General features: G+C 42.8%; 22 protein-coding genes, 1 tRNA gene and 3 pseudogenes. 7 read left to right on the top strand and 19 right to left on the bottom strand.

From position 1 onward, the window contains the following. Positions 1-165 precede the first annotated feature (165 nt). Positions 166-424, top strand: a pseudogene (locus tag F6K20_RS03325) (ISKra4 family transposase); the annotation flags it as partial. A 170-nt stretch (positions 425-594) separates the two neighbouring features. Here the strand turns inward: F6K20_RS03325 and F6K20_RS03320 are convergent. The 15 genes and pseudogenes from F6K20_RS03320 to F6K20_RS03250 form a co-directional block, all read right to left on the bottom strand. Next, on the bottom strand, positions 595-801 hold the full coding sequence (locus F6K20_RS03320) for a hypothetical protein (protein ID WP_044495700.1): 207 nt from the start codon (positions 799-801) through the stop codon (positions 595-597). Position 802: 1 nt separating this feature from the next. After that, entirely contained in the window at positions 803-937 is a 135-nt protein-coding gene (locus F6K20_RS03315; RefSeq protein WP_008191076.1) for a hypothetical protein, read from the bottom strand. Positions 938-1,060: 123 nt separating this feature from the next. Then, entirely contained in the window at positions 1,061-1,819 is a 759-nt protein-coding gene (locus tag F6K20_RS03310; protein ID WP_008191078.1) for a foldase protein PrsA, read from the bottom strand. 246 nt (positions 1,820-2,065) lie between these two features. Next, positions 2,066-2,362 carry a hypothetical protein gene (locus tag F6K20_RS03305; RefSeq protein WP_008191080.1) on the bottom strand — a complete coding sequence of 99 codons (297 nt, stop codon included), beginning with the start codon at positions 2,360-2,362 and terminating at the stop codon, positions 2,066-2,068. 284 nt (positions 2,363-2,646) lie between these two features. Beyond that, entirely contained in the window at positions 2,647-2,934 is a 288-nt protein-coding gene (locus tag F6K20_RS03300) for a hypothetical protein (RefSeq protein ID WP_008191083.1), read from the bottom strand. 305 nt (positions 2,935-3,239) lie between these two features. Then, positions 3,240-3,527 (bottom strand): hypothetical protein, encoded by a 288-nt coding sequence (locus F6K20_RS03295; protein ID WP_008191084.1) that lies wholly within the window; start codon positions 3,525-3,527, stop codon positions 3,240-3,242. 288 nt (positions 3,528-3,815) lie between these two features. Continuing rightward, a complete protein-coding gene (locus F6K20_RS03290; protein ID WP_008191086.1) occupies positions 3,816-4,148 on the bottom strand; it encodes a hypothetical protein in 333 nt (110 codons plus the stop codon). 204 nt (positions 4,149-4,352) lie between these two features. Beyond that, positions 4,353-4,688 (bottom strand): hypothetical protein, encoded by a 336-nt coding sequence (locus tag F6K20_RS03285; RefSeq protein ID WP_008191088.1) that lies wholly within the window; start codon positions 4,686-4,688, stop codon positions 4,353-4,355. 78 nt (positions 4,689-4,766) lie between these two features. Then, a complete protein-coding gene (locus F6K20_RS03280; protein WP_008191090.1) occupies positions 4,767-5,099 on the bottom strand; it encodes a hypothetical protein in 333 nt (110 codons plus the stop codon). 1,120 nt (positions 5,100-6,219) lie between these two features. Then, on the bottom strand, positions 6,220-6,654 hold the full coding sequence (locus F6K20_RS03275; protein ID WP_008191092.1) for a HetP family heterocyst commitment protein: 435 nt from the start codon (positions 6,652-6,654) through the stop codon (positions 6,220-6,222). 172 nt (positions 6,655-6,826) lie between these two features. Next, positions 6,827-8,428, bottom strand: a complete 1,602-nt coding sequence (locus tag F6K20_RS03270) for a beta-barrel domain-containing protein (RefSeq protein ID WP_008191094.1) — start codon at positions 8,426-8,428, stop codon at positions 6,827-6,829. A gap of 804 nt (positions 8,429-9,232) precedes the next feature. Further along, positions 9,233-12,460, bottom strand: a complete 3,228-nt coding sequence (locus F6K20_RS03265; RefSeq protein WP_287248996.1) for a peptide cleavage/export ABC transporter — start codon at positions 12,458-12,460, stop codon at positions 9,233-9,235. A gap of 181 nt (positions 12,461-12,641) precedes the next feature. Then, positions 12,642-12,818 carry a hypothetical protein gene (locus F6K20_RS03260; RefSeq protein WP_008191101.1) on the bottom strand — a complete coding sequence of 59 codons (177 nt, stop codon included), beginning with the start codon at positions 12,816-12,818 and terminating at the stop codon, positions 12,642-12,644. A gap of 139 nt (positions 12,819-12,957) precedes the next feature. Continuing rightward, positions 12,958-13,110: pseudogene (locus tag F6K20_RS40465) on the bottom strand (HetP family heterocyst commitment protein); the annotation flags it as partial. A 367-nt stretch (positions 13,111-13,477) separates the two neighbouring features. Beyond that, on the bottom strand, positions 13,478-13,930 hold the full coding sequence (locus F6K20_RS03250) for a hypothetical protein (protein ID WP_008191104.1): 453 nt from the start codon (positions 13,928-13,930) through the stop codon (positions 13,478-13,480). Positions 13,931-15,340: 1,410 nt separating this feature from the next. On the opposite strand from F6K20_RS03250, the gene F6K20_RS03245 reads away from it, so the two are divergent. Further along, positions 15,341-15,808, top strand: a complete 468-nt coding sequence (locus F6K20_RS03245; protein WP_008191106.1) for a phosphate-starvation-inducible PsiE family protein — start codon at positions 15,341-15,343, stop codon at positions 15,806-15,808. A gap of 20 nt (positions 15,809-15,828) precedes the next feature. Continuing rightward, on the top strand, positions 15,829-16,293 hold the full coding sequence (locus F6K20_RS03240) for a nitrate reductase associated protein (protein ID WP_044495739.1): 465 nt from the start codon (positions 15,829-15,831) through the stop codon (positions 16,291-16,293). 551 nt (positions 16,294-16,844) lie between these two features. Here F6K20_RS03240 and F6K20_RS03235 read toward each other — a convergent pair. Next, positions 16,845-17,771, bottom strand: a pseudogene (locus F6K20_RS03235) (CBS domain-containing protein); the annotation flags it as partial. Positions 17,772-18,197: 426 nt separating this feature from the next. Next, a complete protein-coding gene (locus F6K20_RS03230; RefSeq protein ID WP_287265053.1) occupies positions 18,198-18,563 on the bottom strand; it encodes a recombinase family protein in 366 nt (121 codons plus the stop codon). 198 nt (positions 18,564-18,761) lie between these two features. Here F6K20_RS03230 and trxA point away from each other — a divergent pair, with 198 nt between their 5' ends. Both trxA and F6K20_RS39785 read left to right on the top strand, forming a co-directional pair. Further along, on the top strand, positions 18,762-19,088 hold the full coding sequence (gene trxA, locus F6K20_RS03225) for a thioredoxin (RefSeq protein WP_008191112.1): 327 nt from the start codon (positions 18,762-18,764) through the stop codon (positions 19,086-19,088). A 95-nt stretch (positions 19,089-19,183) separates the two neighbouring features. Further along, positions 19,184-19,510: a hypothetical protein gene (locus F6K20_RS39785; protein WP_063747961.1), complete on the top strand. Its 327-nt coding sequence runs from the start codon at positions 19,184-19,186 to the stop codon at positions 19,508-19,510. 105 nt (positions 19,511-19,615) lie between these two features. Here the strand turns inward: F6K20_RS39785 and F6K20_RS03215 are convergent, their stop codons facing one another. Then, a complete protein-coding gene (locus F6K20_RS03215) occupies positions 19,616-21,499 on the bottom strand; it encodes a protein kinase domain-containing protein (RefSeq protein ID WP_008191116.1) in 1,884 nt (627 codons plus the stop codon). Between the two features lie 491 nt (positions 21,500-21,990). Here F6K20_RS03215 and F6K20_RS03210 point away from each other — a divergent pair, with 491 nt between their 5' ends. Both F6K20_RS03210 and F6K20_RS03205 read left to right on the top strand, forming a co-directional pair. Continuing rightward, positions 21,991-22,908, top strand: coding sequence for a TIGR04168 family protein (locus F6K20_RS03210; protein WP_008191118.1), 918 nt, complete (start codon positions 21,991-21,993; stop codon positions 22,906-22,908). A gap of 56 nt (positions 22,909-22,964) precedes the next feature. Beyond that, positions 22,965-23,049: transfer RNA gene (locus tag F6K20_RS03205), tRNA-Ser, on the top strand. A 126-nt stretch (positions 23,050-23,175) separates the two neighbouring features. On the opposite strand, the gene F6K20_RS03200 is transcribed toward F6K20_RS03205, so the two are convergent. Beyond that, positions 23,176-23,383, bottom strand: a 208-nt coding sequence (locus F6K20_RS03200) for a hypothetical protein (RefSeq protein ID WP_287293694.1), incomplete at its 5' end; no start/stop codon positions are given.

Genomic DNA, 23,383 nt, shown 5'->3' with positions numbered 1-23,383 from the left:
GGCCGTAGGCCACGCGGGGCGCGTTCGGAGCAGGGACTTCGGAGCAGGAGGAAGAGGCAGCTATATGGGAAAAATTTATGGTTAAATAGCCTCATAACCCTTACACAGTAAGCTTTTCGGGGGGGGGGTAAACTATAAATTTAGCATAGTAGGTACTGAAGAACCGAAACTATTGAGTTAATATCTCTTTTAAAGAAAAAACAAGCAACTAATTTTTGTAACTATCTAGAAAGTCATCGAACTCGAATTATTAATTATAGTTACTATAAACTTCAGGAAATTTGCTCCATTGCCTGGGATCGTGTATGAATCTACAGTAAAGCAAATTGATCGAAGACTAAAAATTTCTGGGCGAGAGTGGAACTCGGAAAATGTTCCTCAAGTTCTTAAACATAGATGTGCTGATCTAAACAACTGTCTTTAGTGGCAGTCAAAAAGTGGCAGTCAAAAAGTAATTAAAATTCCTACCGCCTGTTTATTTTGAGGCTGGCTATTTGGGTCGCTCTCCCCTGTTTTTTGGGTTGCTCCCCCATGTTTATTTTGAGACTGGAGTTGTACTATTATATGCATTAGATTTTGGTAAGCATTCAGCAGTCAGCCGTCAGCCGTTGGCCACAGACCCAAAGCTGATAGCACCTCAAGTAGCGTGGTCACAGGCCCAAACCTGATAGCTAAATGCTTACTCAAGACAAGGTCAAAAACGGTAATTATTTTGTATAATTGATTTAGAAATGCTATAGGTAAACTACTTACTATAAGAAGCATAGCAAGAGGATGAACTTCTGCTATAAATTCTGCCACTCTAGTCTCTTTTGACAGTAACCTCTTGAATAATGGTTGCTTCATCCCCAGAGGCAGTTGCTGTACTTTCGGCTTGGACTACAACCGTACCATCTGCTGAAACTATCCATTTTCTGATTGTCTGGGAACGTCTCATGGTTACATCACTCTAGTTAGTAATTTTCGTTAGTTATTTTAGTTATGAGGTAAATTAAATTTACTTACCCCTGCTCTCTGCTCCGAAGCTCCCTGCTCTCTAAAACCATTAATAGCATTGGGATTATTCCCCAGTATTGATGGTACTAATTTCACTATGGATCATATAGTTAACTTCACTATTGAGCCACTCTTGAAACATACTCTGTAAAATTTCTTTAGACTTTTCTTCGGTTAATTCAGCTGGAATAAATTCTTCAACTAAGAAAAGATGATATCCTTGTTCGGTTTGCAGGGGATGAGTCACTTCTCCTGGCTGAACACTAAAGATAAGGGCAGCTATCTCAGGCTTAAAACTCCAACGAGGCAACTTTCCTTCATAGCCACACCGTCGCTGCCTTTCTGGGTCTATATCATAGAAATGAGCAGCTTCATAAAAACTGATTTCTCCTTCCTCAATCTGATAGAAAAGCTCCTGAGCAATTTCCTCAGAATCCACCAGAATTTGATAAACCAAAACTTGCTCAAAGTCCAGTCGATTTTGAGCAAAGCTTTTTTCCACATCTTTATAAAATAAGGACTCAGCAAGCTTTTGGGCAAGCAAGCGATCGCTAATTCCCGCTTCCCAATCCTCTGCTGTCACCATCTGATCTGCCAGCCAGGCCAATGTTTCTGCTGCCTTTTCCAAACGATTGGCATAACGGATCTCATCCGCCTGAGCTTGCACGTCTTCTGGTGTGACTGTTATCCCTCTTTCTTGAGCCGCTTTATTGATAACTCGTTGATACAAAACTTTTTGACAGATGCCCTTCAGATGCATCTCCTTTTTCAAGGAGTACATAATTTCCTCTGGAGTCACCGATGCTTTGGAAAGGTCAACCATTACACCCGATTATGAACTATAACTGGAACTACTTACAGTCTTGGTCAGAGTCAGCTGAGTTAACTGTCTGACTCTTATCATCATACAAAAAGCAATTCCTAAATTTTGCCAATTTGCCAAATTGAGGGCGGAGTATTTGCCAGCAAAAATCAAAGTTGAGACTTATCCCTCAATCAAAACACCTCGCCCCTCAATCCCCGTTTTGAAGCCAGCACACAGAAACTAGATTTTATTAAGCTGATAGCTTTAGAAGTATCTGCTAAAAAAGTTAGTCCTCGTGAAAAAAGCTTCCTGAATATCAGGTACTGAGAAGTTATCAGTACCAGCCCTAGCTTCAACAATACCCGCAGTGTTTGTGGCTTTATTAGCAGATGCTTGCACTGCACTCGTAGCCATGTTTCCCTTAGGATCCATGCTCATGGCATTACTCATAGTACTTGCTGCCTCAGAATTTACTTCCGATACAGATATAATTGCAGAATGACTACCGTTCATGGTTGTAAATGAGCCAGGTAACTCCCATAACCGAAAGTGATCAAACATAATCGTTAAACTCCTTTGTTACTAATGGAACGAGTTAAAAACATTTTAATTATTGAAAAATTCACTAATTTTTTTGCATAAATCGGGAACTTCGGATCAGGAATATTCGGATCGGGTAACTTGGAATCAGTGGACGATAATTGACAAAAACATTATCAGAAAAGCGATGGAGCCCTTAAAACCCTTGTTACTATTGCTAGCTTACCTATTGCTAGCTTGCCTATTGCCTTAAAAGGATAAGCAAAGTACCTCACCGAATTGATAACTGCTATATATTTGTTGAGTTATCCAATCAAACGATAAATCCCAAAGGGATCATGGACAGAATAACCCCAGTAATGACGATCCCTAGCCCTAGCCTCAGCTTTTGCCCTAGCTTCAGAAAAGAACTCGTCTACATGGATAAAGCTTTCTACGGAAGTATCGGTATGCTGAGCTAACGCATCGGCCTGAGCATTAGTGGCACCAATGCCAGGACCAGCGAAGGCTTCAGCAGTAGTAAAAACAAAACCACCTAAAATAGGGTGGTCTGTTGCCTGTAGCTCAAAATATTCTAATTGAGCAATTTTCATGAATGATTCTCCTGGTAAAATTAGCTAATGCTTAATTGTGATCGGGAGCATCTAAAAGCAACTAAATATAAAAGCAACTAAAAATGATAAATTGGGAGCACCGTTTTCTGTAAGTACCGAGCAAGATGCTCCCACTACCAATTACGTCCTTATTTTACTAACCACAAGCAAAATGCTTCCACTACCAATTCACAAAAATGGGATGCTCCCATTGTGATTAATGCTGCGGAAAGATGTTACTGATTTTTGCTTCATCTTTCCGCAGCATTGATAGCCTTAAGTCTCAAGGATTACTCTAAGCCGTTTTAGTAATAATGCTTCTTATTCTTAGAAGAACTAACAGATATTGTACTTAGGGTAGATTGAGAACCATGCTCAGTAGTGGTAGTACTGCCAGTGACGTTAGTGAAGGTCTTCTCACCAAAGGCTTGTGCGCGGCCATCAATCGTAGCTACGTTCTCTTCAATGTCAATACCGACGTTGATAAATTTGTTAAATCCGAAAGGGAAGTAAGGTTGGTAGTAGCCATATCCACCCACAACTTTGGGGTCTTCAGCAATAGTTTCTAAATGATTTAGATCAGAAATAATCATTATTTATTTCTCTCCTTTTTGTTTTTTAATAAAACTGCTTGTTTGACACTTCAATTAAACTATCAAAGTTCAAAATGTTTGTCTCGCTAATTTGGCAATTAACCTATTGAGTTCCGGTTTGATATAACTACTGATACTTTAGTATTTTGAAGTCATCAAAATGAATGACTTACACCTAAAAATGAGTGCAATAATCTTGATATAGAATTGAATTTAATGCATTATATTAGGATATGAATACACCCAGGTTTACAAATTACTTAATCACAAAAAGTTCCTGATTAAGTACTAACGGCTGATAGCAGAGAAGCCAATACCTACAGACTTGGAACCAGTTACTCCACCTTGCTCAATAGTGATGAAGACGCTTTCTTGCTTAGTAGCAACGTTATTACCTTTATCGCTAGAAGCTTCAGATGTAACACCACCTGAAGCGGTAATACCATTAATGTCTACACGAGAGATAATGCTGGTATTGAAAACTTCAGTTTCGGTGATGGTGCTGGTGGTGTTGAAAACGCTGGTGACATTGTTGTTGAATGTGATTCCAGCAATAGTAGTACCACCTTGAACTTGGCTAGCGTCAACGGATTCTAGATGGTTTAGATCAGAAATAAGCATTGATTTTCTCCTTTTTTATTGTTAATAATGGGCAAACCCATCTAAATTATAGAAACGTTACTCAGAAAAGATTTCAAACTTAATAAGTTAAAATACTTATCATATGAATCTCATATCCAGTAGGCATTTCAAAATAAGATGCGTTTACCCTGAATAATGAATCGAGGTTTACAAATTACTTAATTAGTAACTTGTCCTGATTAATTAATGACGGCTGATTCCAGAGAAGCCAATACCTACGGACTTGGAACCAGTTACTCCACCTTGCTCAATAGTGATGAAGACGCTTTCTTGCTTAGTAGCAACGTTATTACCTGCATCGCTAGAACCTTCAGATGTAGTACCACCTGAAGCGGTAATACCATTAATGTCTACGCTAGAGGTAATGCTGGTATCGAAAACTTCAGTTTCGGTGATGGTGCTGGTGGTGTTGAAAACGCTGGTGACATTGTTGTTGAATGTGATTCCAGCAATAGTAGTACCACCTTGAACTTGGCTAGCCTCAACGGATTCTAGATGATTTAAGTCAGAAATAAGCATTGATTTTCTCCTTGTTGGTTGTTGATGATGAATCGAGGTTTAGAAACTAATTAATCAGAAACTTTTCGTGATTAATTACTAACGGCTGATTCCAGAGAAGCCAAGACCTACAGACTTGGAACCAGTTACGCCACCTTGCTCAATAGTGATGAAGACGCTTTCTTGCTTAGTAGCAACGTTATTACCTTGATCGCTAGAACCTTCAGATGTAGTACCACCTGAAGCGGTAATACCATTAATGTCTACGCTAGAAGTAATGCTGGTATTGAAAACTTCAGTTTCGGTGATGGTGCTGGTGGTGTTGAAAACGCTGGTGACATTGTTGTCGAATTGGATTCCAGCAATAGTAGTACCACCTTGAACTTGGCTAGCCTCAACGGATTCTAGATGGTTTAAGTCAGAAATAAGCATTGATTTTCTCCTTCTTTGTTGTTGATTTTATTTCTGTGGAGCAGCTTTGTTTTAGCTGTTGATATAACTATATCCATATTCCCCTAGGCATGTCTCGCCAATTTGGCTTCAAGCTTTTATTTTTTGAAAATCACTGGATTTACTAAAAGGATGTAGTCAGCAGTAACCAATTCTGGATTAGTTCAAATAGATTGGTAATATTTCTGGGGTTTTAGTCAAGTAAATTCTTAGGAATAAACTGGTCATTATATCTAATATAAAAAAAAATGAACGCCACTTTGGCTTGAGATTGATGCTTGACTCCTCCCACAACTAAAGAGTGACTAGTAACCGATTCTGAATTAGTTCAAAGAGATGGGTAAGGTTGATGGGGTTTTAGTGAAGTAAATTATTAGTAATGAACCGGTTATTATATCAAATCTAATTAAAAATATGAACGCCACTTTGGCTTGAGATTGATGGTTGAATCCTCCCACAACTAAAGTAAGTGCTAAAGTCCGTGCTATGTCCAGTCATTAGTTAATAGCAAAGGGAACAGCGGATCACCGGAACAGGGAGCAGGGAGCAGGGAGTGTGGGAAGTGTGAGGAGAGGGGGCGTGTGGGGAGATCGGGAGATGGGGAGATGGGGAGATGGGGAGATGAAATTAATAATGTGTAGCCGTGTGAGCGCTAAGAATTGGTATAACCTGAGTTCGATATAAGCGATCGCTTGAGGAAAGACTAAGGAATACAAGGGTTGGGCAACTAGGCTAGATTAAGGCTTTCAGGGTTACGTCGAACTTAGGTTAACTAGGGATTAGCCACGCTTAAACCCTTAGATTAGGCCCGCTTAACCATTAACCGTGCCACCTAGCCCTCACCCTCAAAACTAAATTGACAGAGTACTAGGGCTGTTTTTACTAGGGCTGTTTCATTCCGGTCTGTGATCAGATAAAAAAACGCCTCGTCCATCAACAGGTGCGACCCGTGGCGAATTTAATTCGCCAACGAAAAGCGCACCTAATGGACAAGGCGGTTATTAATGAATTACTTTGACCACAGGCTTAGTCTGATCTGGTGTGGTGGTAAGCAGTGGCTGGTAATGACAAGGAGGATGGGTAGGAAAATGATTATACCTGCTCACCACAGGGAAACCAAACAGTCTTGCCGTAAATAATCGGTTAACTTCTTGAGGATGGATTCCTCTTCTTCCAGTTCAGTGATTAAGCACTGTTCTTGATCGCCACCGTGGACCTGTGAAGTTTTCTTGCCAAGGGTCTCTACATAAGCCAGATCTTTGATCTGGCTCAAACGCTGCCGTGCATTCAAGACTTTATTGCTATTGGTCATCATACTAGCTTGCTTCTGTAAGATCATGTCCCGGTTTTGTTTGAGCAAGCGGCTGTAGGTTCTAGAAGGCATGTAGTCTAGGGGGTTATGGCCTGCCAAGCGTAGCATTAACACACAAGCCCAAGAATATTTGCCATCAAGGATGGCTTCCTCGATCTCGCTAAACTTATCAATATCCATCATTTTGTCGAGCTTGGTATTGGCAGAAGGAATACGATAGGTCATGGTTATTTCTTATCCTGTAAGTCTAAAGGTCAATAGTTTATAAGCTGGGGTGCAGTTAACTTGCAGATTTCAAGGAATTACTAGCAAGTTGACTACTAAAAATTAACGGTCAACTGTTAACCGTCAACGGAAAACGATCAGTCAGTGATGAAAGTGATTTGAGAACAGAGCACTATAGATCGATGCCGCTTTTTTGCAGTTGTCGCATCGGATCCAATAAGAAATCGATAATCCGACGGCGGCGGATGATGATGTCAGCATTGGCGGTTTGACCAGCCTTAAACCGGATGATTTCATCCTCTTCAATCACATAGTCACGGTCGAGGGACACTTTCACCTTATAGACTGAACCCATTACTTGATCGGCTTTAGCATCGGAAGAGATGGAAATCACCGTGCCTTTGATGATGCCGTAATCCTGATAGGGATAGGCATCAAATTTCACTTGCACCGCCATTCCTTCGTTAATAAACCCTGCCTCGCGAGTAGGCAAACTTGCGGATAGCACTAAGGGGGCACCTTGAGGAGCGATTTCGGCGATGCTACGTCCCGGTTGCACGACTTCACCAGCATTACCAATGTTGAGGGAAGATATTATCCCATCCACTGGCGCTTTGAGAAACTTCTGTTTGAGCCTGGTTTTAGCAGTAGTAACCAGGGTTTCATTTTCAGAAATTCTAGCTTTGATTTGGGTCAGTTCCACTTCCAACTGTTGAATTTTCTGCTGTGCTTCCAGGCGAGTGGTGCGTCCCGTTGCTTGCCGATGCTCTAATTCTGCCTCTAGTCGCTTAATTTCTGCTAAAGTTTGTTGTAGCTCACCTCGGCTTTGGCTAGTCGCCGCTTCGCGATCGCGTATACTTTGCTGAGCTTGAAAGATCTGTTCGCGAGTACTCAAACCCTCTTGCAGTTTGCTTTCGGTAACAGCACTTTGGCTAGCACGAAAGCTTTGTTCTGCTTGAAATACCTGTTCTTTCGAGATTGCTCCTTCTGCCAACAGAGGCTTAAGGTTATCGAGTCGTTCCTTGAGAGCCACTACATTAGCCCGCCGTTGCTGGAGCAGTTCTTGGGCTGTCGCCTGCACCAGCTTCATCCGTTGTAATCGTTCGCGATTAGCAGCTTTAGCTAACTGATGTTGAATGATTTGTTGTCTAATTGCCGATGCACTAGCTTGTGCTCGTGCGATCGAAGCTTGTTGTGCTTGAACTTCTGCTTGGGTAATCTGCTCACGAGTTTCTACTTCTAGACGGGTTCTTTCAAGCAGTCCTTGCATCTGAACTAACCTAATCCGGTCTGCATTAAGAACTTTCTCTAAACGTTCTACTTCCTGAGTGGCAAGCTCTGTATCCAGTTCCACCAAGACTTCCCCAGCTTTAACCGCTTGCCCTTCTTTGACCTTAATACTAGCAATCTTGCCTGGCTCAATCGGGTCAACTTTATAAACGTCGCCTTTTGGCACTAAGCTTCCATGAGCTTTACCGACTTCATCAATCTGCCCAAACGTTGCCCAAGCCACAAATATCGTACAGAAGCTTAATCCACCCAACATCAAGAGCCGGGGAAGGTTCGCCGGAGGCTGGTCGAGGGTAGTTTGTATCGAGGTTGACCATTTGGACGTACTAGGAGCATTGGCAGTATTGCTTCCTACCTCTGTGCTGGGTGAGCCTGGCTCTTGGTCATAATCAGGTCTCAGGCGACCTGATGGCATTAAAACGACGTTACCCTGACGACTCGTAGCCGCCTCAGGTGGGGAGTTGATTGGTTTTGCTTGTGTCATGGTGGTAGATCACGCTAAATTAACATTTTAGGGAAATGACCAATGTTTTGGGAAAGAAAGCGACCAATTCTCGTGCTGCCCTTAGCTTCCCGGGGTGAGTTTGGTATTGTTGGGCAGGCCGAAATCTTTGGCATTACCTGACTCTACTTGCCCCTTTTTCAGATAGCTTCAATGCACCCCGAGATCAGAACTTAAACCCTTCCCCTTTAAGTAGCCGTCGGTCGGTCAAACCTATTGCCTGAGCACGCTGTGAGGTGTGGACTTGAGCAGGACTGACCCTAGGGTTAGGCTCTCCAAGTTACCTGCGTCTCACCTTTAGTGGGGTGCATGGGAATGAATTAAACAAAGGAATTGGAATTAAACTCTCCGGTGAGTGTGCGTCATGGAGAATTCTCAGGGGATTCTAAACGGTGGTTACGAAATGGGTGTGGAGCCATATCTGAACACGTTTTCATCCCCTTATATTCACACAGGGCTTTTCCACTTTTCTGATAAAAGATCAATTTCATCTGAGTATGTTGCTAAATTGGCAGATTTTTGGCAGCTTTTTACAAAGCTTGACATAGTGATAGCTAGCTTCAAATTTCATTAATTATTAGTCATTAGTCATTAGTCCTTTTCACATGACTGTGTTGCCAAATTGGCAAATTTTTACATAGTTTGATATAGTCATAGGTAGCTTCAAATTTTCTTAGTCATTAGTCCTTTGTGACTAACCAGGGTCTATGGGGATTTACAAATGACTAATGACTAAATAACTAATAACTAATAACTAATGACTAATGAGCACTTGTTAACGATCTATTAAAGATCTAGCTGCTGCTGTGCTAGATGATAGTAAAGACCTTGACGATCCATGAGTTCCTGATGGTTGCCTTTCTCGACCAGAACACCTCGGTCTAGGACAAGGATGCAGTCAGCATTGCGCACTGTAGAGAGGCGGTGGGCGATGATGAAGGTAGTGCGATCGCGACTAATGCGAGCTAAGTTTTGTTGAAAGCGGCGCTCGGATTCTGTATCTAGGGAGCTAGTCGCTTCATCCAGAATCAGAATCTTGGGGTTGCCCAATAGGGCTCGGGCTATGGCAATCCTTTGTCGCTGTCCACCAGAAAGGGTAGAGCCTCGCTCTCCTACTTTTGTATTATATCCCAAAGTCATACCTTGAATAAAAGCATGAGCTTCTGCTAGTTTGGCTACCTCTACGGCTTCATCCAGGCTGAAATCCGGTCGGTAGAGAGTGATATTTTCGACAATTGTCCCCGAGAACAAGAAACATTCTTGGGGTACCACACCCATTTGAGAACGCAAAGATTGGGGGGAAATATGGCGGATATCGTGTCCATCTATCAAAATACGACCATTAGTCGGATGATAGAGACCTTGCAGTAGCTTCACCAAGGTACTCTTGCCAGAGCCACTGCGCCCCACTAGAGCAATGGTTTCTCCAGCCCTAATCTGTAGGGAAATATTCTGTAGGATATTGCGATCCTCATCCTCGGAGTATCGGAAGGTAACATCTTCCAATATTACATCACCCTTAATCTCAGGTAGAACCAACATTGGTTCTTGAGGATTCTCCTCTGGCTTAGCAGATAAGACATCATTAAGCCGTTCTACAGACACCAAGATTTCTTGAAACTCATCCCAAAGATTCACTAGAGCCAAAATCGGACCAGTGACTCGGCCAATGAGCATATTAAACGCGACATACTGACCGATAGTAAGCTGCTCATTAATTACTAAGCTAGCGCCAAACCAAAGCAAAGCGGTGCTGCTGAGAGTATTAATTAGAGAACTAATTGACCCTAACCCGTTAGCCAGGTTTCTACCTTTAAATTGTACATTCAACTGATTGGTGAGGCGATCTTCCCAGCGCCAGCGCACTTCTTGTTCCGAAGCCGCCGTTTTCACAGTAGCAACCCCTGACATCATTTCCACTAACATAGAATTTTGTTGGGCTGCTTCTTTAAAGATTTCCCTGGACACCTGGCGTAGAAAGGGACTGGCAATCACAGTCAAGATGGCGATGGGGAAAATCGTTGCCAGCACCAGCAAGGTTAAGCGCCAATTGTAGTAGAGCATTAGTCCAATATAGACAAACACCATCACCACATCTAGCCAAGTCGCAATCGCTTGCTGAGTTATAAAACCCTGAATTTTTCCAGTTTCCTGAATTCGGGTCAGGATATCCCCCACCTGGCGGGATTCAAAAAACTTCAGGGGTAAGGTCAGGGTATGGTTAATGAAGCCACTGACGAAGGTGAGACTAAGCCGATTGGAAAAGTAGTCCAGCAAGTAGCGTCTGGTGAGACTAACCCCAATCGTCCAAAGGCCAAAGATGATTAGACCAATGGAGAAGACATTGAGAGTGACAAGGCTTCTGTTAATAATCACCCGGTCAAGAATGATCTGGGTAAATAAGGGAGTAATCAGACCAAAAACCTGAAGGATGAGGGTAGCCAAGATAATTTGCAGCAGGACTGAGCGATGGGGCCATAGCAATCCCCAAAACGGCCCTAAAGAACGTTTGTCGCTGGGAGTAATTGCTAGTTGGGGAGTTGGATCCAATAGCATGGCATACCCAGTCCAACTTTGGAGAAAGTCTTTGCGAGCAAGCGATCGCTTCCCCACTGCTGGATCGGCAACGAGTACCTTATTACCCTTTACCTGGTAGACAACAATATAGTGATCTCCTTGCCAGTGAGCAATCCAAGGATTACTCCGATCCGCTAAGCGACCTAAAGAAGCCCTGACTGGACTAGCTTGAAACCCTAAACTTTCCGCTGCTTTAGCTAAACCTTTGAGGGATGAACCAGAACGACCCACTCCCGCCAGTTCCCGCAGGGAGTTGAGAGCAAAGCGTTTGCCCCAATACTGCCCAATCATGGCTAAGCAGGCAGCACCACAATCAGAAGAAGCTTGCTGCTCAATAAAAGGATAGCGCTGCCAAAACCTTAGGAATCTCCCACCCGGCTTTGCTGGTTTGGGAAAATCAAAGCTTTCTGACTGACTGGGTTCAAGGGGCGTTTGTTGCTTAGGAGTTTCTAAAACTCGCCGAGTCGGTCGTGCTCTAGTCTGGTTTGCATGTGGTGACGGAGTATGGGTCTTGTTAACTACGCCTTGATCCGATGGAGATTTACCGTCACCATTTTTAGCACTTTGCCTGTTCTCCTGATCCGGTGACTCGGTGGAGTTAGCCAAAACTGGTGCGATCGCGCAAGCCGCTTGCCAATGCTCTTGAGGCAGCTGGTAAAGCAATACATCAGTTTGGGCAATCCAATCTGTGGGTACTGGCATCGGATATCCCCAACTTTCTCCGATGCTAGGAAATGGAGCAGAGGAATTTGCCTCTGTTCCTTCTGGCGTTCCCATTTGACCACTACGTAGCCAGCAATGACCAGCTTGGGAAGAGGACACCAGAGACTCCCCAGCCTCAATGCGTGTTTCTACGATGTAGGGCAACAGTTGATTTAGGGTAACACCGTTAAGCGATCGCAAATTGGTCAAAGTCTTGAAGAAAATTAGGCATTGCCGGTGCTGGGCTTGTTTCCCCAGGATTTCCGACCACTTTGGCAACCGTTCCAACCAAGGCAAGAGTTGATTTAGGGAAATACGAGCAACTTGTCCTGAACTCGCTGCGATCGCTCTGTAAGGATAGGATAGACTACCTAAGAGATCATAGGCACCAAAAGTTTCCCCTTCTTCGAGTACCTGTATGGAAACCTCCCGCTGTTTTTCAGCATCAAAGCCTAGTAGTCGTACCCGACCCTGACAAACTAGGTAAAGATATTGGTGATCTTGTTCAATCTCAACAGAATCTTGGGATAGCTCTGGTTTAGTATAGGCAAGGATTTTATCCCCTAGCTGGAAGTGATCAAGGTCAAATGATTGACTAAATTCGTAGTTGAGCTTTGGATCGACTGAGTCTAGGGTCAAGCTTTGAAGCACCACTGATAAATTGCTAGCAGGGTCTGGGTTGATAGAAGACGGTGGTTTACTAGGCTCTGCTGAATCCCTGATTATATTCTTCATATGTTAAACATTGAAAATTGATTTTTAACAATTAACCATTTACAATTAACCATTTATAATGAACTACATTTATTTATCTAATAACTTAGTTTTTGTCAAGTCATTAACCGGCTAGTTACCAATAATTCACAAAAAATTCACAAATACTTTAAGTAAACTTCATCGAAACTTTAAATTCCCCCTAGAGCATCTGGTGTAAAGTAAACCCATAAGGGTTGGGGAAAGGGAGATAGGAGGTCAAGTCATCAGCCAGCTCATCAAGCCAATAGATGTCAGCTAGATCTAAGCAGATAGTGCGGTTGATGCGAGTGCAGTTCAACAGATTAAACGGGAAGACGTTGAAAACTAGGCTCTGCATCAATAATCAATCAAACTGACCTAGGCAGGTGGTTAACTTCAGACTTGATGAATCTCCCAACTTTCCCTAACCCTGACTAGACCTTACTAACAACCTGTGATTGTGAGACAGGGGTTTTGCCAACTGGATGCTTACCAGATTGACTATTTTCTTTGATTAAGCGATTGTAGGTTCGGTAAGGGATGTAATGGAGGGGGTTGTAACCAGAAAAACGCAGAACTAACACACAAGCCCAAGAATACTTGCCCGCGATGATAGCTTCTACGACCTGGTTAAGCTGCTCATTATTCATGACTTGTTCAGAGCTCGTAGAGGTTGACGTTGGTTGAGATGTTCTACTAGTTGATGGTCTACTAGTTATTGAGAGTAATTTTTTGGCCATGGTAGTCACCCAGAATTAACGACATCATGTAATGGTCTATACCCAACTGGCAAAGGGAAGTTGCCAGTTCACCGGGGTAATAATTAAGCCTTGGAACAGGTTTTGGATTATTGCAATTGAACCACGTAGCTGACTATGGGCTTTTAGCTCATAGTTGTTTGTCTAAACTTTGTATAAACACGCTTTGTATAAACACTTAAGCTACTACAAACTAGCGTGGGGGACAATAACAAACTCTCAACCCAAGGATTAATCGGTGGAATATGTTGAGGCTCACTCACTCAACATATTCCACCATGATCATTGGCCACAATCGATTTAACAACTGCTGGAGTAGAACCGACTTGAGTTTGAGATCGATTACCAATCTAAATACTTGCCAGTGGGGTTGAGTTTTCCCAATCAGCCCCATATGAGTCCCTTGTAATGTGGGCAGCTCAGTGATTGCAGTTATGTCACAAAATACTTTCAGGAGATTGAACATCCCTTGCAGTAAGCTGATTGCCCCCTTTTTTGCTCCCACCGAGACTGATACGTTTGACGATAGCACATCATTCCGGAAGCTGCTATCGTGTTCAATGCCTTCAGTGCCAACACCAGTGTCGGAGGTGTCAGATGTAAGAACCCTCAGCAATCGGTTCGAGATAGTTAACCCACAGCACTGCCAGCTATGGCTAGGGTCGTCAGTGGGATTTAAACCTACTGCTTTTAGGTTCAATTTGCTAAGCACCCCTGAAAACCTCTTAGTAAAAAGCTGGATTAGAGAACGCGGCGATGGCTTCCGCTTTCCTAATGGTATGTTCATGAGTCTGTCGGATGATTTTTTCAAAGTTGATGCTGTTGTGACACCTAATGTTACACCTAATTTTTCACAATACCAGAGGCTTGCCTACATAGAGTAAGCGCAGATGAGCGTGAAATATTGATCCTATTTCAGGCCAGTTACAACAACAAAAAATACAAACCCTCTTTAAATTCCTCTGTCTTTAGACAGAAAAATTTTATGTTGTCTGGAGTAAATCCCCAAACACCTAGACACCGAAACAGATGAGCACCTGAATTTACCAATATTATAGAGTTTTTATCTAGAGTTTCTGTGTGGCTAACTGCTGAGCTGAACGATTTGAGTATATCTACTCAGCCTTAGCTCCATAACGGCGATGGCGTCTAACCTGAAGTAGTTACAAGTTCTATTCAAAAAGCTGGCCGAGTGAGCTGAAACAATAAAATCAAGCTTCTTGAGCATAGTTACCCTCTTTGATTCTTTCAAAAAAGACAAATCCAAAATTGGATTGGTTTGGCTGTCAGGTTGATGAAGTTATATTTCACGCCGATGATCTTGAACCTGAAACTTTGTTCATCTACAAAAGGAAATCTAGTAAATTCAAGGGGTAATTGTCAAGCGAAAACTCACATTTCTTTTCTACATTCACATTTTGTTCATATTTTCTTCACAAAATTACCAAATTTACGCAAATTTCACACAATCTTCACGTAATCTTGAGTAAGCTGAGAAGGAAATCTAGGACCTATATGTCACCCTGCTCAACTTAAAGATAACTTTAATCAAATCTTTACTATATGTTTACTAAATCTTGCTCCACCCCCAATGTAAATTTTTGTGACAAATATCATGGTCAATCTGCCCCCTCTGTCCCCTCTTCGGGTCTATTCTCCCTCTAGGGTTACTGAACTAAGGAACTCCGTCAAGTGTAGTCGGGTCAGTGACCAATTCCCAATTCCCAATTCCCAATTACCTTCAATCATTGCATGAATCAGCAACGCCCTCCCTCTTGCCGATCGTCTTGGCTTTATGACGTCATAGAGATTGTGATAGTTGAACAAGGGGGGTGGCATCAGGGTAAGCGCAAGAATCAATAAGCTGTAGCTTATTGAGAAAAAACTGGGTTCATTATCAACTATTAAACTCTATTGAGAATCAAGTTCTACGAGATTATAGGGGTTTCGAGCCACGATCAACCGATATCCAGCCAATGCACATTATGGGCAATTTTTTCTGGCGCTTACCCTGGGGGTGGCATCAGGGAAAGGCAACCACAACATTGACTCATCTGTTCCGTTTATACCCCGTCGAAGTGTTAAAATCAACCATCATCTGTATTTTTACTAACCTATTCCTATGAGGCGGTTAAGACAACTCTTCCAAAAACTTAGAAATGCAGGCAAAGATGAGAATTTTTTATACGGGCTAAATCTGTTCGAGGGTTTTGTTTCCAAAGTTCTCTCTTTGGTGATGGTGGTGGTAATATTGGTTGCACTTAGAAGCCTAGTTATCTCACTAGTTAAAGAAATAACCAATCCAGAAGCAATAGTTTTGAGCAAAACACTTTTCAAAATATTTGGACTGTTTCTAAATATTCTCATTGCACTAGAAATTTTAGAGAATATAACCGCTTATCTGCGAAAACATGTTATTCAACTTGAGTTAGTTGTTGTTACGTCTTTAATTGCCGTTGCCCGTAAAATCATTATTCTTGACCTGGAAAAAACTTCTGGAAGCCAGGTAATTGGATTAGCAATTGCCATTATATCTCTATCAATTAGTTACTGGATTATCCGCAGTACTAGCACAAGAAAACTTCATTAATGAATAAGATTGAGAAGACTATGACTAATTTTTTCCAATTTGAAACGGATTTTGTGGATTCTTTACGGTGCATTCCTATGCAAGTGCGGATGAAATTAGATACTTGCGGCATCAAACTTAACCTGAGCCACTGGCATCAGTTTAATCAACACGAGCGTCAACAACTGGTAGAGATACCCTGCACTACGACTGAGTCAATCCAAAAGTATGGAGACTATGTTCAACACCTAGTTATAAACTATACAGGAAAACCGGCTTCTAATTTACCTGTTGACCCCCAAGCTCCCTGGATGAATTCTCAGGTAATTCCATCTACCGTGGCGGAAAAAGCTATGGAATTTGGAGTTGTAGTAACTACTCAACAGTGGGCAGCACTAACTCCTATCCAACGTTTTGCCCTGATTAAACTGACGCGCCCTAGTCATGAAAACAAAAACTTTTTACCAGCACTAAAGGAATTCCAATTAGTTTTTGTTAACCGTTAACCTACCCAACAAGGGACGCCTACGGCGAACACCCTTCAACAAATTCAGACCAAGTCAAATATGCCCCTTAAATCTGGATTAGCTTAACTGCTAGAAGTACCTAGCTGATCTACCAAGACCTGATCCTGACAAGACTGGTTTTGGGCTTTCTGTATTAGCTCTCGCATTTTATCAAGATTATCTAAGGCTGACTTAAGCTGGCTTTGACGTAATTCTGATGATAGGGTAGAGTGGTCAGCTAGGTTTTCTAGAATAGCTTGAATAGTGTTGAGCAGGATACACAGTTGATAATCTTGAGTGGTACCCAATTTACTTTTGGGGTATTTGAAAGCCTCACACTGTTGGGAAGTATTTAATGCTTGACCCTCTATGGGTTGTGACAAAATCACTGTTAGTTCTCTGTTTTGGTCTGTGTTTTGGTCTGTGTTGGGTGGCTCTGATTTATGATTAAACCTATCTCCTGATAAAGCGATCGCATTTTCTGCCACCTCCCCAGATTCTTCACCAGGGGGAATGGCTTTGTGGGATTTGTTCACGGATTCTTTGGCTGGGTCTAATTGCTCAACGGTTTGCTGCAATGTCTCCACAATCCCATACATTTCCATTGGGTCAAACACTCGCAGCAGGGTTGTTTGGGTGACAATACCAATTTCTTTACCCCAATTCCAAGACACCACCAATCGCCGCACACGACGCTTTTGCATTTCCTGATGAGCTGTCCATAGAGAATCCTCAGGACTCAGCAGAAATAGAGGTGTACTCATCACATCCTGAGCCTGGACTTTAGACAAATTCAGCTTCAGAGACTGAAATTGGACAATATCCCGCTCTGTGACAATCCCCACTGGCATACAGTTATCCTCTCCATGGTCGGAGGTAATGACCACACAACTAACTCGGTGCTTATTCATGAGTCGGGCTAAACTCAATACTGAGACAGTTGGAAGGGCATTAACCACCTGGGGGGTCATCACTTCTGATACCCGCCGTAACTTGAGCAGATTGGCTGGTCGCAATACCTGGCGAATTCGCTCTGGTGAGACAACACCCACTAGCTGACCATGATCATCCACAATTGGTAAGTGGCGAATCCGAAACCGACGAAATATAAATAAGGCGGCAAAGATATCCCGACAAGCAGTTTGAGGAAACGTAATCACCGGCTGTGCCATGACCTCAGCTACTGTTACCTCTTGAAAGTTAATGCCATTAGCCGTCAGCCGGACAATATCGCGCTCAGTAAAGATTCCCAGCAACTGGTCTGAGTCCATTACCAAAACGCAGCTAGACCGTGGCTCACGAATGCTGAGCTGGTCTGATGGTGAGTGGAAATTGGGCAATGAACAACTTTTGCCTCGCTCCTGACTCATCAAAGCAATTATGTCGATTAGAAGGGTGTCAGGAGCAACGATCAAAGGCTGATGGTCAATTGCTTCTTCTAGGGTTGGGGCGCAGATAAGTCGATCGTTAAGTTGCATAGTTAATTTGATGGGTGAACTTCCATGACCTACGACCGCCGCCAACCGCTTAAAACTATGGCGCTGGTGTATTTACTGAGCCTGGGTTTTTTTAGAGGGATGTTACGGAAAAATCCCGCAAATATAGAAATAATATGCACATAACTTGTATAAAGGTCTATAATAAATAGATGTTACAGCAAAATCATCTTTAACCCTTATATGACATAGCTTTTGGCTTTCAGAGGTTGCCAGGTTACCTGGGACTTTAACCATGTGGGCTTAGGGGCAAATAATTAGGCATTGCTGACCTAGCTTGGCAATTGTCCGATGGGATTGTCCGATGGAATTGTCCGATGGAATTGTCCGATGGAATTGTCCGATCAGGTTCTCTGGCTTATCTAACTTTGTGTTGAAGGTGTTCTAACTACTTTACCAGCTTGGAGCTTACTCTTTTAAGTTTCCTTGACTGGGGTTTTGAGGCAAACTAGACACCCTAGGGGTTCTACCGTATAGCCGGTCTAAAACCCGCTTAACCGAGATCCGTTTCCACTGCTGACCACGCTTGGTTGTATAGCCATGCTGATTGAGCCAGTTAGCGATTTGTTGTAATGACTTACCCGATTTATGGTGACGGCGAATTAACTCAATTACATGCTGTTCTTGGGGATCATCCACCAACTCACCATTTAGGGCCCGTTGACCGAAGGCCGGTGAACCATAACCTGCATAGCCACCCATAGTTGCCTTCGCTTGTCTACCTTGGTTTAGCCTTTCGATCAGGCTATCCCTTTCTAATTCCTCAGCAGCCATAACTTAATGCATCAAGCAACTTCATACAACTATGGTAAACCAAACTATAGCCTTAGCCATCCTGGTTATTACAGCTATTCAAACCGATTAACCGCCCCTCTTTTTAAGGGAAGATAAAAGTGGTAACTATGTTGATCATTGACCGTTGATCCTTGACTATAAGTTTGTGGTAGTTTTCAAAAATTTAAGGAGTATATCATGAGTACAGTGCCTTACATCAAAGACAGTGAATTTGATTCAATTTTAACCTATGAAGGGCCAGTAGTCGTGGATTTTACAGCCCCTTGGTGTGGTCCATGTCGTAAGATTAGTCCTTTCATGGAACAACTTGCTGAAGACTACAAAGATCGCGTTCAGGTCGTAAAAATCGATATTGATGCCGACAAAGCTACTGCCAAAAAATACAGGATACGCAGTATTCCTGCTGTGCTGATTTTTAAGGGCGGTGAGGTGGTAGAAAATATTGTAGGAGTTGTTCCCTATGAAAAATTTACTGCCGCCCTTGAAAAGCAACTTCAGGGTTAATTAAAAACAGAAAAATTTAAAAAACTTTCTGAATTATGAGTTAAATTCTGACTTATTTCCTTCAAGCAATGACATGTAAATGAGGAGAATCGGCAATGGAGACAACTCAATCAGTGCGATGTCCAAACTGTGGGAATATGGCTCAACGTCACTACTTAATCGGTTCTCAAGCATCACATTATGCTTGTGCTGGAGATCAGGTCACCAAAACTGAATGCCCAGTTTGTGACTATTTAATGGTGATGTGTGCTGTGAGCGGTAATGTGATTGAAGCTTACGCACCAGGTAGACAAGTTATGGCTAATTCCGGCAAATTTACCGAAGTAGTGAACAGAGAAAGGCCTGCTATGATAGAAGTAGGAATGAATCGCCGCAACAGGTTAGTGGCTAGTAGAAAATATCAATTAACTACTGTAGGGTAAAACAGGTAAGCTATCAGCTATTAGCTGATAGCTTAAGGCAAAAGGACACTGGGATATATCTTCTTTATTTGATTTCAATAATAGACAGTTGAAAGGCACAACAGCTTATCGAGTATATTGCTGAATTTTGGCTTGAGCTCTGGCATAGGCGGAGGTACCTTCAGGAATTTGTCTCAAATAATCCAAAGCCTTAGTGTAGTTGTTCAAAACAGCTTGATTATCAGCCATCTTTAATAGATAGTTAGCCCTAATTTCTTGCTTAGCGGTATAGTCAACAATTTTTGACTGAGCCTTAGCATAGGCATCGGTATGTTTAGGAATTTTTTTCAAATATACCAATGCACCGGTAAAGTCTTGCTGAGCGGCTCGATTGTAAGCCTGCTGAAGAAGAAAGTTCGCTTTGATGTTTCGCTTTTGAGTGTACTCAGGAACTTTTTCTTGAATTGTAGCGTAGGCTTTTGTTCCCTTTGGGATTTGTTTAAATGTGTTGAGTGCACCAGTAAAGTCTCTCTCGATAGCCTGGTTGTAAGCTTGCTCTAGTAACTGGTAAGCTTCCTTCTCAAGATTGGCTTGAGCTTGGCTGACCATAGGTTCTATTTGCTGTTGCCAGAAGACAATATTAGGAATCTGACTAGCCTGCTCAACTACCTCTAGCCACTTCTGTTGGTCAAAGGCGGTTTTGATGAGGGGGAATAGGGCTTTGGCATCTTTCCAATCCTTTTGCCACTGAGCGATCGCATTTTGAGCATCCTGATAGTCTTCACTATCTTCCGGAATCGATTTTACCAGGTTCAGTGCTGCTTCTAAATCTCCTTCCTGGTACTTTTGCTCAGCCTGTGCTAGCTTAGTTTCTGCCTGGTTGGGAGTCTTGAGTAAAAAGTAGCCTCCAGCTACGACTAATAAGGCTAGATATGTGGAAACTCCGATTGCGGTGAGATTAAGTCCACTAGCCCTTCTTTTAGGAATAGTAGGCACAGAGGGAAAATAAGTTTCCTCTGTTTCCTCTGTTTCCTCTGTTTCCTCTGTTTCCTCGGTTTGAAGAGTCTCTGGTTCAATTGGCTCAAGCAGAGTATCGTCAGTTTTTTCTTTGTAGGGGTTTGGGGATGTTGGTGGTGCTGGGGACATTGGTAAGTTTATAGATGGTTTAGAACTAGTTAAGGAATGGAGTGCCTCCAAAACCTGATCAGCAGACTGGTAACGGTCTTTGAAGTAATAGCGCACCATCTGCTGAATAATGGCAGCGAAATCTTTAGTGACTGTGGCGTAGTCCTGCCAAAGGGCTTCTCCGGTTAATGGGTCTTCTTCTAGCTGTATGGGTTTGAGTCCTGTGAGTGCCTCAATGCCAATCATCCCTACAGCATATAGGTCACTACAGGGACGAGGTTTACCCAGAACCTGCTCTGTTGGTATATACCCGAATGCGCCCAAAGCCGCTATGGCACTAAATTGAACACCAACTAATGGTGTCCGCACCTGCTTAATACCGCTAAAGTCAGTTAAAACTAACTTGCTATCGTCTGATCGTCGGATCAGATTGTCTGGCTTGATATCACCATGAATCACCCCTTGGCGATGGACAAATGCCAAAATTTCTAAAACCTCTTGTAGCAGAGTAATCAATCTGCTTTCACTCCAAGGTTGATTGAGTTCCTCACTCAGGGGTCGTCCAGGGATGAAATCTTGAACTATGTAGAAGCTATGGTCAATTTCTAGGCAATCTAAAATTTGGGCAACTTGGTCATGCTGACAGATAATCTCCAAAATTTTAGTTTCACGACGAAATATATCTTTTGCAGCTTGCCAGCAGTCAGGGTCATCACTAACAGGACGGAATTGTCTAACAATACATTGGGGATTTCCCGGTCGGTAAGTGTCTACCGCAATATAAGTTTGACCCCAGCTCACACGGTTAAGGATGTCAATAACTTGATAACGTCCATTGATTAACTGTTCTGGTCCTGCCCCTGGGCTAAACGCTAGTCTAGACATACGCTTCTTACTAACCGCTTACGTTGATGTTTCCTGTGAAAGTGTTATTCATGGTGCTTCACAGCAAGGAGAGGAATAGGCCGAAGGTGGCGAAGAATGGAACAATGGAAGAATAAAGTATTTCTGATCTCCGTGATCTGAGCTATTTCCCCTATCTGCCCATTAGACTAGATACTATTGAGCAGATTAAACAGCCCTAAGGGGGGACAGAGAGTAGAGACGGTAGAATTTGCCAATAGTTTCAGATCAGCCATCACGAATACCTCAGTACCGTTAGACACTCCTCAAGGAAAGTTACACTTAATCTATTCTTCAGCCATCAGCTGCTCGATCCGGATGCTCATAAACAAGCTCTGTGCAAAGGGGTGATGGAATAATGGAATAATGGGATAATGGGATAATAGGGTGATATGTAGTATTCTTTTTTGGATTTCATATTACTGTTGGCCCTTTTGCCTTTATGCTGGAAAAGGGGCGATAGTAAGACAAGTATGACCATTCATCAAAAACAATCAATCCAAATTTCTGTTGTTGGAGACATTCATCAACTGTGGGAAGCGGAAGATGCTATAGCTCTTGAGCAGTTGGGTGTGGATCTGGTCTTATTTGTCGGGGATTTCGGCAATGAGGCGGTGGATATAGTCCAGATGATTGCTGCTATTGACCTACCCAAGGCAGTGATTATGGGAAACCATGATGCTTGGTATACTGCCTCGGAATGGGGAAGGAAAAAGTGTCCTTATGACCATGAAGTAGAAGATAGGGTACAGCAACAGTTGAACCTACTGGGGTCAACCCATGTGGGTTATGGTTACCTTGACTTCCCAGATTTAAATCTCTCTGTAGTTGGTGCTCGCCCTTACAGTTGGGGCGGGCAGAGTTGGCGGAATAAGAAGTTTTACAGGGAACAGTATGGGATTAATAGCTTTTCTGAATCAGTGGAGCGCATTTTAGCAGCAGTGCGTAGTGCGGCTTACGAAACGGTAATCTTGATCGGTCATAATGGTCCGACGGGACTAGGTGATCAAGCAGAAGCTCCCTGTGGGAAAGACTGGTATCCTGCTGGTGGTGATCATGGGGACCCGGATTTGGAAGATGCGATCGCAAAAACCTATTCCTTGGGTAAAAACATTCCCTTAGTCACCTTTGGTCATATGCACCACATCCTAAAGCACACCAAAGACCGACTACGAACAATGATTGTTACTAGTCCGGAAGGGACTGTATACTTAAATGCAGCCAGTGTGCCTCGAATTATCGAAACTGATACAGACCGATTGCGGAATTTTTCGATAGTGTCTCTCAAAGGCGGTATAGTGGATCAAGTCTCCCTGGTCTGGGTGGGTAAGGATTACTCAGTAGTATCTAAAGAATTGCTTTACGAGACTTCTGAAGCGTTGGTGGTATAAAACTTTGTATAGATGGTCGCCATCCGAGCCCACGGATTGTTAATATAGATTTGCCAGGAGAGGTGGCAGAGTGGTCGATTGCACTCGACTTGAAATCGAGCGAGCCGAAAGGCTCCGGGAGTTCGAATCTCCCCCTCTCCGTTTTATAGATTATATTTGTTCAAAGTTGAGACTTGAGGGTTGAGGGTCAACCCTCAAATTTTTTCTTTCTTGATGCAAAGGGCGAGTCAGAAAGTAGGTTTAAGTTGATGTAGGGTGGGCAGTGCATCAGACAGATAATGAAGCTTGCCAAGGGGGTTGGTAGGCACTGCCCACCCTAGGATTCTTGATGCAGTAGCCAATGGGGAAGGTAGGTTTAAGTTGATGTAGGGTGGGCAGTGCATCAGACAGATAATGAAGCTTGCCAAGGGGGTTGGTAGGCACTGCCCACCCTAGGATTCTTGATGCAGTAGCCAATGGGGAAAGTAGGTTTAAG

The organism is Moorena sp. SIO2C4 (genome assembly GCF_010672485.1).
In the GTDB taxonomy this organism is placed as follows: Bacteria; Cyanobacteriota; Cyanobacteriia; order Cyanobacteriales; family Coleofasciculaceae; genus Moorena; species Moorena producens.
The sequence above is the reverse complement of the archived record's forward strand: the minus strand, read 5'-3'. Positions and strand labels throughout refer to the sequence as shown.